General features: G+C 45.1%; 11 protein-coding genes and 1 CRISPR repeat array. Of the genes, 6 read left to right on the forward strand and 5 right to left on the reverse strand.

Annotated elements, in window-relative coordinates; all coding sequences use genetic code 11:
* Window positions 1-357 precede the first annotated feature (357 nt).
* From NDI48_26775 to NDI48_26785, 3 genes are all read left to right on the forward strand, one after another.
* Window positions 358-1914: a hypothetical protein gene (locus NDI48_26775; GenBank protein ID MEP0834773.1), complete on the forward strand. Its 1557-nt coding sequence runs from the start codon at window positions 358-360 to the stop codon at window positions 1912-1914.
* Between the two features lie 692 nt (window positions 1915-2606).
* Window positions 2607-3812: a WYL domain-containing protein gene (locus NDI48_26780; protein MEP0834774.1), complete on the forward strand. Its 1206-nt coding sequence runs from the start codon at window positions 2607-2609 to the stop codon at window positions 3810-3812.
* 11 nt (window positions 3813-3823) lie between these two features.
* Entirely contained in the window at window positions 3824-4366 is a 543-nt protein-coding gene (locus NDI48_26785) for an ATP-binding protein (protein MEP0834775.1), read from the forward strand.
* A gap of 282 nt (window positions 4367-4648) precedes the next feature.
* Window positions 4649-5932: direct repeats of the CRISPR family, unit length 37 nt; unit sequence CTTTCCCACTCGCTGGGGAAACTAATTGAATGGAAAC.
* Window positions 5933-6348: 416 nt separating this feature from the next.
* Here the strand turns inward: NDI48_26785 and NDI48_26790 are convergent.
* A complete protein-coding gene (locus NDI48_26790; protein ID MEP0834776.1) occupies window positions 6349-6765 on the reverse strand; it encodes a hypothetical protein in 417 nt (138 codons plus the stop codon).
* Window positions 6766-6803: 38 nt separating this feature from the next.
* Window positions 6804-8087: an ISKra4 family transposase gene (locus NDI48_26795; protein ID MEP0834777.1), complete on the reverse strand. Its 1284-nt coding sequence runs from the start codon at window positions 8085-8087 to the stop codon at window positions 6804-6806.
* Window positions 8088-8257: 170 nt separating this feature from the next.
* Between NDI48_26795 and NDI48_26800 the strand changes: the two genes are divergently transcribed.
* The 3 genes from NDI48_26800 (at window position 8258) to NDI48_26810 (ending at window position 12703) form a co-directional block, all read left to right on the forward strand.
* Window positions 8258-8419 carry a hypothetical protein gene (locus NDI48_26800; protein ID MEP0834778.1) on the forward strand — a complete coding sequence of 54 codons (162 nt, stop codon included), beginning with the start codon at window positions 8258-8260 and terminating at the stop codon, window positions 8417-8419.
* Between the two features lie 110 nt (window positions 8420-8529).
* Complete coding sequence (locus NDI48_26805) at window positions 8530-10773, forward strand: ATP-binding domain-containing protein (protein MEP0834779.1); 2244 nt, start codon at window positions 8530-8532, stop codon at window positions 10771-10773.
* Between the two features lie 622 nt (window positions 10774-11395).
* Window positions 11396-12703, forward strand: coding sequence for a transposase (locus NDI48_26810; protein ID MEP0834780.1), 1308 nt, complete (start codon window positions 11396-11398; stop codon window positions 12701-12703).
* A 132-nt stretch (window positions 12704-12835) separates the two neighbouring features.
* Here NDI48_26810 and NDI48_26815 read toward each other — a convergent pair whose 3' ends face one another.
* From NDI48_26815 to NDI48_26825, 3 genes are all read right to left on the reverse strand, one after another.
* Window positions 12836-13054, reverse strand: coding sequence for a hypothetical protein (locus NDI48_26815; protein ID MEP0834781.1), 219 nt, complete (start codon window positions 13052-13054; stop codon window positions 12836-12838).
* 261 nt (window positions 13055-13315) lie between these two features.
* A complete protein-coding gene (locus tag NDI48_26820) occupies window positions 13316-13468 on the reverse strand; it encodes a hypothetical protein (GenBank protein ID MEP0834782.1) in 153 nt (50 codons plus the stop codon).
* 255 nt (window positions 13469-13723) lie between these two features.
* Window positions 13724-15676, reverse strand: a complete 1953-nt coding sequence (locus tag NDI48_26825; protein MEP0834783.1) for a hypothetical protein — start codon at window positions 15674-15676, stop codon at window positions 13724-13726.
* Window positions 15677-15736 lie beyond the last annotated feature (60 nt).

Genomic DNA, 15736 nt, shown 5'->3' on the forward strand with positions numbered 1-15736 from the left:
TAAAGAAAGTATTCACTTGAATTCATCCAATTAGGTTTAACCTCTGTCCAGATTCGCTTTACGGCTATTCTTCAATAACCTGCTATCAATAGCGGCGAATTCTGGAAAGGGAACCGATGGTATTGGTAAAGTTGAGACGCCATTTGAGGAAGCCGACTTGGATAGACCCAGAGTTTCAAGAATCTTGATTCATTGAGTTGGCACTTGAACTACTAGCCTCAACTGAAATTCGGCATTTTACGGAACGGAACAAATAGTACGAAATGAGACACCTCTCTAAATCAGTGTGTTAGCCGATTTACTGGGTCTGGTCATATTCATAACACCTAAGTATCTACTACAAGAGGAGAAATCATCATGTCTTGCCCTAATTTTGGCTGGAATGCAATGCAATGGGGAAATAATTACAAGTGGATGAGTAATACAATCTCATACCCTTTTATTGACGGCAGTAGCGGTGCAGATACTGTCGATTACAGTCACTCCCCCAGCGGGACGGTAGTAAATATTGATCAACGTCGCGGTTACACTAACTCGGCATACGGGACGTTTGACCTAGAAGGAAGTTTTGACATTGAGGCAGGTACGGCTAAAGATGGGTTCGGCACCCAAGATAGTCTCTGTAAGGTAAAAAATATCATTGGTTCTGCCTACAACGACATCCTGATTGGAAACGGTGCCAACAACTGGATTCAAGGCGGTGCGGGAAACGATATCCTCATCAGTAGTGGTGGCAACGACCGACTGGAAGGGAATGAGGGGATTGATACTGTCAGCTATCGCCGCGATTCTGGTGGCGTCCGGGTTTACTTGGCCGGGAACTATGCTACTGATGGGTTTGGTCGCCATGACCAGCTATTCGGAATTGAGAATGTTATTGGCAGCGCGTTTGGTGACGAACTGTATGGCGATTATGGGGCTAACATTCTTCTGGGTGAAGGGGGGAATGATACCCTTTTTGGTCAGGAGGGGGATGATAGTCTCTATGGTGGCACGGAATGCGATCGCCTATATGGGGGAACGGGTCACGACTTCCTTGATGGCGGCGCTGGGGATGACCAACTCTATGGCGGGAATGGCAACAATACTCTCGTCGGGGGTTTAGGGAATGATGGACTTTATGCTGATGACGGGAATGATTATTTAGAGGGGGGTGGGGGAAACGATATCCTTTCTGCTGGCGTAGGGAACGACCAACTCTACGGTGGTGATGGGGATGACACGCTTTGCGGCGGTTGCGGCAATGATACGTTGGATGGGGGTGAGGGGAATAACGTTCTCTATGCAGGTGTTGGGGATAACGAACTCTACGCAGGTGCGGGGAATGACCGGATTTATGCGGGTGCAGGGAATAACCAAATTGATGCAGGCGACGGCGACAACGTAATTTACGCAGATGTTGGGCAAAATGCTGTGTATGCTGGCAGTGGGAATGATGCCATCTACACCGATGCTGGCGATGACCTAATTCAGGCTGGGGATGGCGATAATTTGATTTACGCAGGTGTTGGGCACAATTGGGTGACGACGGGTGAAGGTCGCGACATTATCTATGCGGGTGCGGGGGACGATGTGTTCGTGACTGGCGCAGGTGATGACCTGATTTATGCTGGAGGAGGCGATAATATCATCTACGGCGGGACGGGCAACAATACAATTTATAGCGGCTGTGGCAGTGACGTATTCGCCCTCGCGGCTGGTGTAGGTGTGACCACGGTGATTAATTTCGAGGTGGGTCGAGATTTGTTGGGGCTAACTAATGGTCTGACTTTTGAGGATTTATCGATGACTCAAGGCTGTAATGGAAATGAATTTTTCACTCAAATTGGCATTGCTAATAGTGATGATATCTTGGCGACGTTGAATTGGGTGACGGCAGATAGTATTAGCAGTGCTTCCTTTACGTTTGCTTAAACGTTGGATTAGTTGTCTACAAGTCGTTTTCTAGACAAAAGCGATCGCTTTTGCTAATGAGTCAGTGAGTGGGAAGCCTAGCCCGCACCCGCAGGCCTCTAAGCTCTAAATTTAGAGTTTCCATTCAATTAGTTTTCCCAGCGATTGGGAAGGTCATGAGTGCATCTCTAACTTTCAAAATTCAAAGTTTCCATTCAATTAGTTTTCCCAGCGATTGGGAAGAGTACGTCCGTGCAGCCCTTACCCAGTAAAGGTTTCAGACGCTAAATCGACACCACTCTTGAAATCATACCGTATCCTCCCAAAAATTGAGCTAAACACAGCCCTCAAATCCAAGTCCTGTGAGGAATCGACACCACTCAACGAAAAATATAGGGTTTCGGCGATAGCCCTTGTGGTGTCGATTCGTTCATTGGACGCTTTTCTGATGCAATTTTCAATGCTCAGTAGATTGACTTATTGCCAAGATTAGTATAAATGAGAAGGCGCTCATTAGCAGACGGCTTAATAGCTTCGACTACAATGGCACTCGCGGCGCTGACTCTGCAATAAAAAGACAATATCATTCACGATGCTCAATGTGCAGCCAATTAGGTCATAGAAATCAAAGTAACAGCGCTGATAAATTACAACACTATTAATATTGCCTTTTAATTGACCGTCCAATACGGGTAGCGCTAACTTAAACTTTTATGCCAAAGAAACCCCAACCTCACCCCTACGCCGATCGCCTTTCGTTTGAACGCCTCCTGCTGCTGATTGCCACCTTAGTCCAGTATCCCGGCATCGGTAGCCCGGATTCATACGAATCTTCATTGCAGAAAAAACACCACGAAGCGTTAGAAGCAGTACAAACCCAACTGCGACTTGTCGCCACAGCCATAGGAATAAACTTCCCAGAGGGATATCCCGCCCTAGCCACCATTCGCAAAGACTTGCAAACTCTCCGCGACTACGGCATTTTAGATCGCCGCATGTATCGCTGGGGCTATTACCTCGGCACTGGGGCAATGAGCAAAGACCAATTAAAAGTGGTTTTCAACGCCCTTACTTCCCAAGCCGAGTATCAAGGCGATCCCCAAGTACGACAGATTTATCAAACCTTGGAACGTCGATTGCGGGGGTTAAACCTGGAAGAACAAGAAGATTTCTTTTATCCAGTTCGCGCTTACCTAAACCGTCCCATCATCTATACCGACCCGGATGAGATGATAGCCAAAGGGAAAAAACGTCCTTCCCTATGTCACTGTTTGGAAACGGTAGAAAATGCGATCGCACAGGGTCAAATCATTGAACTGTACCGCCACGCGGAACCCTATCAACAGCAGACTGGCTACCTGCAAGTTTACCCGTTGCAATTGTTTTATCATGATATCGCCTGGTATCTTCTTTACGAAGAAGCCCGAACGCCGCATTTATACGCAGAATCTGAAATCCAACATCTAGAAGTCGAACGATTAGACCGTTTCAAAGACCATTGCCGAATTGTTGAACAGCAAGGACGAGGGCAAAAAGCTCAACTCCAAAGTCTCAAACTCGCGCAAAAATTAATGAATATCGGCTGGGGTATTTTCCTGGGAGAACCCCAAGAGCAGCAATTAGAGCGGCTGGGACAGTTACGATTAGAAGAAGTGAAAGTAAGATTCTTCCACCCAGCGACAACCTTTATTTTAGAAGGGGAATGCCGCCATCCCAGCCAAAGGATTCGCCCTGGAAAGAAAAAAAACTCTGGGGAATATGAAGAAGTCGATTACATCGTAAAGCTCCCCCGTCGTTCCTTTCATGAATTGACCCGCTGGGTTTACCGATATATGGGTAATGCCCAAGTGATCTCGCCGCAGGATTTAGTCGAAAAGCACCGTCAAGCCGCTCAAGCTTTAGCTGCACGCTATAGTTAGTTATTCGTCAAATGTCATTGGTTATTAGTCATTTTCTGATCGGCCCTCCCAGTTCGGGCAAATCCACCTTTGCTCACCAACTCGCTCAACTTATCCCCACCGCAAGGATTGTTTCCACCGATGTGACTCGCGCCCTTCTGTTTGGTGATGAGAGTATTCAGGGAGATTGGTCTTTGATTGAAGAGTATGTCCTGTCTCAAATGCGAGAATCTTTTCAAGCCGGACAACCCGTCATTTATGATGCCACCAATGCTAAACCGGAGTGGCGGACATCTCTATTAAGTCGGATGAGGGATGACAATGTGCAGTGGATGGCTTGGCACTTGCAAACACCGCTGGCTCTATGCAAAATTTGGAACAAACAACGTCTCCGCCTGGTGCCGGAAACTGTGATTGAAGAATTTTTCCAAGCACTGCAAGAGTTTCCTCCAGCCCTGAATGAGGGGTTTGCGATCATCAATTCGGTGGATGTTACCGAAGGGGGATTTGATATGGCGCAAGTTGAACGCCTGCTTGAAAGGTTGTTGGTCAATGATTATGAAGCCGTCGAGTGAAACCAGATTCTAGGAATTAATTTGGCCTTTTCGTGTGTAGGTGCTATGGGATAATGAGATTATCGCTGGGCACAAAATAATTTTCGTGGGTCGAAGTGGGAGCGAAAAACCGGGGAGTCCCACGAAAAACGCTAGAACCTTGACAATTGAAGAGTTTGAACGTTGGCTCTCGGCTAGTAATTGCGAAGTCTTATCAATAACGGGGGCTCAAATGAGGTCAAAAAAGAGACCCACGAAAATCCTCTGTAGAATGAAGAGCTAGAGGGCTTTTCAGACCCCGAACTTTCCCACTCGCTGGGGAAACTAATTGAATGGAAACGACTTGTAGCTTCGCTTGTCTAACGCACTGATTGGGGCCTTTCCCACTCGCTGGGGAAACTAATTGAATGGAAACGAAGTAGGTCACGGGCATCGCTGGGTTGATTGTCCGTTGCTTTCCCACTCGCTGGGGAAACTAATTGAATGGAAACTATAGATGTTTGTTCGGTATAGCCAAACCTTTGGCTTTCCCACTCGCTGGGGAAACTAATTGAATGGAAACTATTCATAAGCGGCGGGACATTCCCTTTACCTATTTCTTTCCCACTCGCTGGGGAAACTAATTGAATGGAAACCAGCCCTTCAGTATTTGTTTGGGATATTATTTTCTCGACTTTCCCACTCGCTGGGGAAACTAATTGAATGGAAACTCAAACTAATCATGCCAAGAGGTTTCCATTGTATGAGCTTTCCCACTCGCTGGGGAAACTAATTGAATGGAAACAAAACATCCCAATGCCGATCCAGGTATTTTTCAGCACTTTCCCACTCGCTGGGGAAACTAATTGAATGGAAACGCTTGGTGTTCTTGGGGCGGAGCAAAGTTTTGGGCGTACTTTCCCACTCGCTGGGGAAACTAATTGAATGGAAACAGATAGGGAAAGTCTTCGAGAATTTCGTCTTGGCTTTCCCACTCGCTGGGGAAACTAATTGAATGGAAACATGAGTACGATACGTTAATTACTGGCCCCAGCGTTAGCTTTCCCACTCGCTGGGGAAACTAATTGAATGGAAACTCTTGAGCTGCCTGTCTGTCAGCGTTACTGGAGGTTCTTTCCCACTCGCTGGGGAAACTAATTGAATGGAAACAGAGTAGCGCGAGCCTGATCGCTGAGTCCCTCGACTTTCCCACTCGCTGGGGAAACTAATTGAATGGAAACCATGAAGTCCCGCACATCAATATTTGCCTGTTGGAGACTTTCCCACTCGCTGGGGAAACTAATTGAATGGAAACCTGACTCTAAGTTCAACGGCAGCCGGAGCAAAATCTTTCCCACTCGCTGGGGAAACTAATTGAATGGAAACCCTGCCGAAGACGGTCAGGCATGTCCGAATGCAAGCTTTCCCACTCGCTGGGGAAACTAATTGAATGGAAACACTTCTGGCTTAACCCCAGTCTCTACAGTTGCCACCTTTCCCACTCGCTGGGGAAACTAATTGAATGGAAACACGCCGTCGTAAGCGGCAAAGCAGTTTACCCGACGTTTAGACTTTCCCACTCGCTGGGAAAACTAATTGAATAAACCAAATGCATCCCCCGGCACTATCGGGGGATAATTATTATTGACAGGACTTAGGCATTTGCCCCTTAATCACCTGGGTAAGAGGGAGGAAAGGAGGCGATCGCACCGGACAATGCCCCCTAACCTGTTAACAGATTGGGGGGCGGCACGATTTTGATAGTGTTAAGTGAGAAGCACCTCATCCAAACGGCTGTTCCCACCACTTCCAAGACTCCTTATTAAATGGCGATCGCGTTTGCAGCTCACATAGGCATAATTCTGTGCCCATCCCCTAAAAGACTGCTATTTGGAGTCTAAACGTGTCTCGTACTGCATCAGTTATTGGGGGGTGAGCGAAAAAAAGCGTGGGGTGGGGGGGAGTTAGTTAGCGTGTATGAGCCGCTAACTATGCCGCCAAACGATTAATGCTTTCTGCTGCTGTTACTTGCCCTGCTTTTGGTTTTTCTCTTGAAATCTGGTGGCTTCTTCGACTAAATCCTCTAAACCTAGTTCCAAGGTATGTTTGACTTGTTGTAAACCTTCAATTTTGGTTCGACTCTTCATCATCTCTACAGCCAGTATGAAAGCTGGACTTCCAGCTTTACCAATGTATTTATAATGGGATTTTTGACCGGATTTGGTCACAAAAATAGCTTGACGAGATTGCCACTTGTAATACCAATAAGTCCCACCTCGTCCTCGGGCACGATAACGCACAATCCAAGTCCCTGGTGGAGGTAATTTTTTCGGCTGACTGAGCTGCTCAATTTCAGTATCAATTTGCGTTAAAATCGATTTCACCTCTTCCAGTCGAGAGGCTAAATCCTGCTGTTGCCGTTGCTGATAAGACTTAGGCATAACTAGAGAAAGGGGAATCAGTTATCGTAAATAATACGCTAACCTATCCTCATTTTTGACCGACTTGACCAGATGTTTGACCAACGATTGGAACTACTCAAATAGGCAGCCCTCAGAGCCATAACTCCTTCGGCACCTGCTATTGACCAATGCATACCGGCTTGTTTGAGTCTCTGAGTTACGACACGACGATTAGAGCTTTCTACTACTCCCGAACCAATCATTAAACCGGAACTTAAATAGCGTTGATAGTCAATACGGCTTTGATTATTGGTTAAATAACGCTCTAAATTAGTAATAGCTAACTGTAAATCCTTCCTTTTTGAACGAAATTGAGAACAACTTTTGATAACTTGTTTCCACTGTGATTTTTTCAGGAATTGTTGTTGCTGTTTGACCCAATCCTTCTGGAGAGATTCCTGCTTGGGATAAGCTTCTTTAGCTACTGCCCAGACGTATTCTGATAGGTGAAAAAAGTCGAGTATTTCCACAGAACCCGGAAATTGCTCTTGTGCCATCTCCCAGATCCAATGTGCCCCATCCCCAATTACTATCGTTTCTGGTTTTTGCTGCCCAACCACTTGCTCATGCAGTTGAGAGACTTTCTTTCTAAATTCTCCACGGGAGTTTAAGGTGGCTAGATATTCTCTTTGACGTATCATCCCTCGTTGTCCCTGGCTTTTTTGATGGTGTTTTTCCCAAAAAATCACTCCGACTTTGGCTTCTTTGTATCCCTGCTTTTGATTGAGGGGAGTCATTACCCCATCTACTCCCACATAGATTCTTTCTTTTCTCTCTATATCTGGCGTTAGAGAATCTGCCTCACTCTCCTTATCTTGCTCTGGCAGACGGCTTTCTTCTACAAGAAGTAGTTGATTTCCTGTCGCTTCTACTCTTATAGCTAAGGTCTTTTCTGTCAACTTTATGCCTGTCCATTGTTGGAAGAGTTTATGGGCATTGGGGAATTCACTACTGACTCCCAATGCACAAGCTAATTCTAATACTGGTGGTAGCCATTTTTCTTTTGGAAGTCCTAATTCGAGATCCACTTTGACTTGGTAACCATCTTCTTCTGGATACACTCTACGCTTCAGAACCATTTCTCCCAACAGTGTGTAGTATCTTTTTTTTCTCTTCGTTCTTGCTCCTTGATATTGGGTTTCAATTTCTTCTATTTTCTCTTGTACTAGTTGCTGTTGAAGGGCTTGCCCAAGTTTAAGCCAGCTTGCCTGAAAAGAGCTGACAAACTCTTCTAGGTTCTTCCATTCGGGTAAGGTAGAGAGCGTTTGTGCAACTTGTTCTCCGATGGCATGACAGTTCATAGGCAATTGGCATGAGCATACAAGTCTAGGACTGAGACTATGTTAGCGTGTATGAGCCGCTAACTTGCTCCCTCCCCCCACGCTTTTTTTCGCTCACCCGTTATTGGGGTCTAAAAGAGACCTAATTAGGACATAAACAGGGAGACGGGGTCACTTAAGCATTTTTACTTATGAATTCGTGTAACGCCTTCCGTGCTGCTTTGTACCCCGGTACTGAGGATGCGATCTGCGATCAAGCTCTTGGTTGCAGCCACAATGCTGATCGCTTCTCCACAATTTACATCCGTCTAATCACGGAAAAATTTTTGAGACTGCAAAAACTTTTTCCGTAATTCCCCCGTAGATAATAATCCTCTTCCCCCTCGACACTAAGAAGAAGCATTTTCCCAAAGCACGGTACCACTCTGTGCCTTCAAAAATTATAGAAGGAAGCGCATTAAAGATGCCTGTAGGAATTTATGAATCAGGGCGTAAATTTATTACTACCGAACCAATAGGTAAAGACGGCGAACAGAGCGAACAAAAAGTTTGGGACAAAGTGAGAGAAGCCTTTGCCAGCCGCGAGTGTATCGGGTATTGGCGATATCCTATCTTTTCTAAGACAGGAGAAACCCGGAAAGAGCCTGATATTCTGATAGCCGACAAAAAGTTAGGATTCGTAGTTATTGAGGTTAAGGGTGTTACCATTGACCAGATTGTTGCAATCAACGGTCATCAATGGCAGTTCCAGAATTTTTATATTAATTATGGCAACCCCTATGATCAGGCAGAGAATCAGCTAAATGCTTTATTGAAGTACTGTGACCATGAGCCGCTTATCTGTAAACAGGTTATAGGACGAGCTATCGTTGCTTTACCACTAATTACTCAGGAAGAATGGCGGAAGAAAGGATTTGATCGACTTCCCTGTTGTCCGCCCATTATCTTTAAAGACCAACTCGGTTCAGCCACCTTGCTCAGACGCATTGAACAGACAACGCACGTCGCTCCAGGTAAAGAACTCGATGATGAGCAGTGGGAGCTTCTGCTAGCAGTAATTGGTGGAACGCAAGTACTGTATCCATCCGCCCGTGACGTTGCACCTGTCGAAAAGACGGGGAAAACTCGCTCTAGTGTTGTCGCTACTTCACAAAACACACTATATAAACTGGATTTACAGCAGGAGCATATCGCCAAAGAAATTCCTCCGGGACTACAGCGAATTCGGGGCATTGCCGGGTCTGGTAAAACAGTGCTGTTATGTCAGAAAGCTGCTCATATGCATCTGAAGCATCCTGACTGGGACATTGCTCTAGTATTCTTCACTCGCTCGCTTTACGACAAAATCGAGTCTTTAATTGACAAATGGATACGTCATTTCAGTAATGGGGCAATGCGGTACGACTTTCAGACTAAGAGAAAGCTAAAAATTTTGCACGCATGGGGAGCTTGGAATCAACCGGGTCTGTACAAAACTATCTGTAATGCTAATGGTTACCCACATCTAACGGCACAAGACACCAGCTACAAGAAACCCAATGAGGCGCTTGCAGATGTTTGTGGGCAGCTTTTACACCGCCTTGAAGAGGATAAAAACTTTATTGAACCAATCTTTGACGCCATCCTGATCGATGAAGGTCAGGATTTATTAGTAGACAAGGAGGAACTCAAGTATAAAGATAAACAGCCTGTTTATTGGATGGCTTGGCAAGCTTTAAAACCCATTGATTCAGACATTTCAGACATTCGACGGTTGATTTGGGCATACGACGAAGCACAGAGCCTTGATAACCTTAAAATTCCTGAATTTAAAGAAGTATTTGGTCAAGAATTGGCTAAAGTTCTGACTAAGGGGCCGACTTACAAAGGTGACATCAAAAAGTCTGAAATAATGAAGCGCTGTTACCGTACCCCTAGTTCAATTATTACAGCGGCTCATGCTATTGGTATGGGTTTGCTGCGTCCTCAAGGAATGCTTTCAGGGGTTACCAACACCAGAGATTGGGAGGATTTGGGCTACGAAGTAAAGGGGGATTTTCGTAAAAATAATGAAGAAATTACCCTACACCGACCTCCCAAAAACTCACCAAATCCTGTGCCTGCTCTTTGGGGGGAACCAGTATTAAACGTTGGTATCTATAGGAGCCGCCAAGAAGAACTGCACGCTCTAGCCCAACACATCAAACACAACTTAGAGTACGACCGTCTCAAACCCAGTCGTGATATTTTAGTCATTATTTTAGGCGACTTTGAGGCAATACAACTGGAAACTCATGTTGCTGGGTTTTTAATGGAGCAAGGCATCAATATTTTCGTTCCAGCAGCCCCAGCCGTTAATACATTGAACTTCCACTGGCAACGCAGCAGACCGAATATCTTTTGGGAAGAAGGCGCAGTAACTGTATCTCGCATCCAACGTGCTAAAGGCAATGAGGCTCACATGGTCTATGTCATCGGCTTTGACAATGTGGCAAGAGACGAACGCAACATTAACCTTCGCAACCAGCTATTTGTAGCGCTTACCAGGTCGCGGGGTTGGGTCAGGTTGAGTGGTATCGGTTCCTATGGCATGTATGAAGAAATGCAACGAGTTATAGCCAGTGGGGACACTTTCACCTTTATCAACAAACCACCGAGGCGAGATATAGGAGAAGAAGAAAACAAAGAGGTGTTTTTAGCAACCAATTATTCAAAGATAGGGGTGTGAGTAGCAGTCGATACTGTTGGCGAATGTAAAGACAAGAGCGTAAGCACAAATGTTACAAAAATCCCCAAAAGGCATCAAAGGTAGGAACACCACCTTGAACTGGGAACTGTTGATCGACGCGGATATGAGTGACCAACGCCAGAAGGCATCAAAGGTAGGAACACACTCATTTTCACGCCTAGGACACTTCCGGCAATAGGAGTGACCAACGCCAGAAGGCATCAAAGGTTAAGAACACTCGAGCAGTTGCTAGCACAAATGGGAGAGCGCAGGTGTGACCAACGCCAGAAGGCATCAAAGGTAGGAACACTTGCTAATAACTGGAGTTTAGACTACGATGGCAAGGAGTGCCGAGTTGGGAGACAGTAATTAGGACTAAAAAACAAGTTTTATTCGCGAGTGGAAATCGCGAATAAAACTCAGCTCTGGGAAACTGTTGTTATAGAATAATACAAACTTAATAGCGAGTCGGAATGATTGCCCATAAGCAAAATTTCTGGAGCGTCTGTCTGTCCCTGTGTCTCCGTGTCTACCGTAATGACAAGCATCCAACCTCAGATGTATAAGCGATGGGAAAGGGGAGAAAATGACAATTAACCAAAATTGAGCATTTCTCCCCTGCATGAACTATAAACAACTTCAAGAATTTCGCCAACAAGTTTACGAGTTACTTAACTTCGCGGCTGATGCCACCTTTGAGTTGACGGATGCTGTACTGACAACGCGCAACGTCTATTGCCTAGCTGAATTTTCTTTAAGTCCTTTCTTTCGACGCAAGTGGCCGAGCATATACGAAGCGATACAGGACTGTAGACCCAATCGCAACAAGTTAATGCGCTTGTATATCAAACAGATGTCACTACAGGAGCGCCCCATTTTAGCAGTAGATCATACAGCTTGGACAAGACTGCATTCACCAACACTGCAAGACCGTACATACTGCCATCAGCCCAGTGCGATTGCTTCCAACAAACCGATTAGTGTAGGTCAAGGATACAGCACCATAGCTTGGATACCCGAAAGGTCAGGCAGTTGGGCATTACCTTTGAGACATGAGCGCATTACCAGTTGGGAGAATCCGATTAGTAAAGCCGCTTGGCAAATCAAACAAGCTTGTAAGTATTTGTCACAACGTCCGATGATTTTGCTCGATAGTGAATATGGCAATGCTTCCTTACTTAATCAAACAGCAGAGATAGAAGCTGACTTTTTAATGAGGATTCGTTCTAACCGTTGTTTATATTCAGCGCCTCCTGCCTATACAGGTAAGGGACGACCCAGAAAGCATGGTCAAAAATTTAAACTCAACGACTCTTCAACTTGGTGGGCAGCAACTGAAACTGTTGCAGTGGAAGACTCAAAGTTTGGGCAGCTTCAAGTCCGGATGTGGTCAGACCTTCATTTTTCGGGTAGTGCAACTCATGCGATGCAATTAATTTTAGTCGAACGTATTGTGTCGGAGCCATCACAGTCAAAGTCTCAACCGTTATGGTTGGTGTGGGTAGGTCAGGAAATGCCTCCCCTGGCTGAGATTTGGCGGCTATATTTGCGTCGCTTTGCTGTTGACCACTGGTATCGTTTTCTCAAGCAACGCTTACATTGGACAGTTCCTCAACTGAGTACTCCTTTTCAATGTGAAAGGTGGAGTGATTTAATGCCTATCTTGACTTGGGAATTATGGTTAGCTAGAGATTTGGTGGCGCAGCACCATCTTCCTTGGCAAAAACCCCTCTCAAATTTAACTCCTGGACGCGTGGCTCAGTCAATAGCATTACTTTTACCGGAGATTGGCACACCAGCTACCTCTCCCAAACCCCGTGGAAAGTCTCCGGGTTGGAAATCAGGAAACAAACGTACTAGTAAACCTCGTTATCCAGTGGTTAAGAAAGGCAAAATAAAACACAAAAAACCCTGTAAACAAGCCGTTTAAATTTCGAGTTTTAGATGACTTTTTCCTTTCTCAGCTTTTGGGTTTTGGCTGAGCTAATTTGTCATAGTCTAAACTCCAGTAATAACCGATTTTGCTGCTTGAGTTCAGGCAAGTGACCAACGCCAGAAGGCATCAAAGGTTAAGAACACTCGAGCAGTTGCTAGCACAAATGGGAGAGCGCAGGTGTGACCAACGCCAGAAGGCATCAAAGGTAGGAACACTTGCTAATAACCGATTTTGCTGCTTGAGTTCAGGCAAGTGACCAACGCCAGAAGGCATCAAAGGTAGGAACAACTTCCCGCAGTGCAGCCGGATAGGTGCGCCAGTTGCCTGACCAACGCCAGAAGGCATCAAAGGTAGGAACAAGCCGATGGCTGGAAGGCTTGGTGTGAAAGTGTGTCTAACAGCTTAACACAAAAATAGAGTTGGACACCAATTTCCTCCACAAAACTTGTTTTTATCTGATTCGCCGATGTCCAAAAACCTTACAGAGAATAGAGTTCAGCAAACGGCAAGCATCTCAAATGCTTCCCAAAACGCTCTAACCCGCTCCCAACTAGGTTTTCAGCTTTAGTTTGTACTTAGGCGGCTTCGCACTCAGAGATCCTTGCATCAGACAATCCGGTATCCTGCCTCCTCAACAGGCCAAGCCTCTGGACGGTTGGATGCGATCGCAAGGGCGCTGCGGCTTCTCCAACTGAGTACGCTCTTCTCGCAACGCGATCGCCTTTGACCAAAAAATGAGAGAGAGAGGGCTAGAACCATTGTCCCTCCTCGCTTCTATCAACCTGTTAACATCACACATATAGTGTTAACAGAATTGGAGATGAGGGCGCTCGAGGGACACACCCCTGTCGGAATTGTGCGGGAATACGACATCCCTGCTTCTCCAGGGTTGGAGCAAGTATCGTAGAGGATAGTCCCTAAAGCGATTACACCCAACCTAACAGCAAGCCCTTAGCAAGACCAAGAGCTTAAACTTTGCCGAATCAACTATCCCAACTGTGGTGCAGGTAGACTCTAATCCTGATCCACCAGTGTTCTTAGCCGCCCTGAAACTTCTGTTCGCCATGCCTCGCAGATACGGATTTTCAGTAAATCATGGAGGTGACGCTGTTTAGGACTGTTAAACCACTCTCGCAATTTTGAAGAAACTTCAAGACGGAATTGTGTACCTTGCCCATATAATTCAGCACATTCCAACCAAACAGAATCACCGTCAAGGGCAGGTTGAAACACTTGCGAACCAATCTGTTGTGTAACGTTCAAGAACCCGTCGTACCATGAAAGCCAATTAGAATTTAGCTCTCGTAGAAATACATGAGATGGTTCTAAATCATTATTTCCAAGCATCTGCTGAACGATACCATGTAATCCATAGTAAATTTCCTCTGTATTATTGCGAGCCTTTACTCTTGCTCCATAGCCAAGTATAAAGTGAACGTCTAAGTTACTCCAGTGGCCTTTTCGCCGTACTGATGCCCAAACTGTACGTGCATGTGTATTCATGATTTCATCAAGCAAAAAATCATGAATATCCCAGTTTTGTTCAGGGAAATCTGGATAGCGCTCTAGAAAAATCTTAAGCTCTTTCGAGACATGACCTTGAGCTGTTCTTGCCTGTTCTTCTTCCTGATGTTTGATAAGATAGTCAACGGCATTACATACTACAGAAATGCGTTCAACTTTCTCTTGTCTTAGAGTGTTTAATTGGCAAATTATGAATTCATTGAATTGTTGAGGTGCGTCCAAAAATGAGTTAAAGAAATACATTGGCATATTCTCTATGCCAATACGTTTTAGAAGCAGCTCTACTTGCTCGCCTTTCATGATGTAACCATCTTCATCTGTTTCGGCTGGTTCACCACTGTCATCTTTCATAGCGCTCGCTTCCGCTGGTCGAGGCAAAACTAGGAGCTTAACTCTTTCTGTCAGAACAGTTGATTGACCAGCTTTCTTCAAATGCTCTATAAGATTCTGGGCTGATGTACCTGGAGCATCATTGAATTTGGAACACAATACTGTGATAGTTCTAGGATTATCTATACAAGCCTGTACATCTGGGCGAATAGCAGTCTGGTCTACCCCTTTCGTATCAATTACTTCGACTTGATATTCGGGTATATCTAAGGGGCTACGTGGAATGGTTATGTCAACTCTTTGGGGCAGTGAAAACTCTTCATGCCGCCCGTTATTTACGTCCTTGAATGTTTTCTGTAACCATTCCAATTCTGATAAGTTAGACATTTCATCGTAAGAGATTTCTCGACGTGTTCTCTTCGGTAGAGCTAGTCTCTGAATGAATTCTGAACACAAAGCATCTAAGCTCTCAGATTTCTTAGCCAATTCTTTGAGAGGATCATAATATGTTTTTGTTTTACCATCAGATGTCCTCTGACGTTGCCTTGTTAATCCCGCCATATTACGCAAGGCTCGATCAATCTCTTTAGAAACTCCTTTAATTTGGCTTTCCTTGCCTGTAGGGGAGCCATCTTTTACAACATCTCCACTTTCATAAGTTCCTGCACACAGTTCTTCTGCAAATCGATATATTTCAGTATCGGCTTGAGGTTCCACTAGAACAGAGTAGTGAAGTCCTTGCCTGATTCTTACTTCGCAGACTGTTGTTCCACCGCCACCTGTTTCTAGTGCAGTAGTTGGAAGCTCCGATTTACCGGATTTTGGGAAAATTAATCCTGTTTGAAGGCAAACAGCAGTAGTCTTACCTACACCAATATCACCAACATACGCAATTGAATGATGAAGTGATGAAAGATACTTAGCTGCCTGTAAAAGAGACTCTTCATGCATCTTTACCTCTCCGTATAAGGGAGTCGGCAAATTCTTCTTTCTACAAAAACTTCTCAATTTCTGAAGTGTGAGTTCTGCTTTGTAAAGAGCTTCTCGTTGAGGATGGCTGAAAGGTGGTTGCTCCAGTATCTCCCACCTCTCATTTAAGTTGATGTTATTCATAGATATTTTTTTTGCATGTATGCTTTGTTAGATGGACAGAATGCCCATATTTGCTGCCTG

This window comes from Microcoleus sp. AS-A8 (assembly GCA_039962225.1).
Classification (GTDB): domain Bacteria; phylum Cyanobacteriota; class Cyanobacteriia; order Cyanobacteriales; family Coleofasciculaceae; genus Allocoleopsis.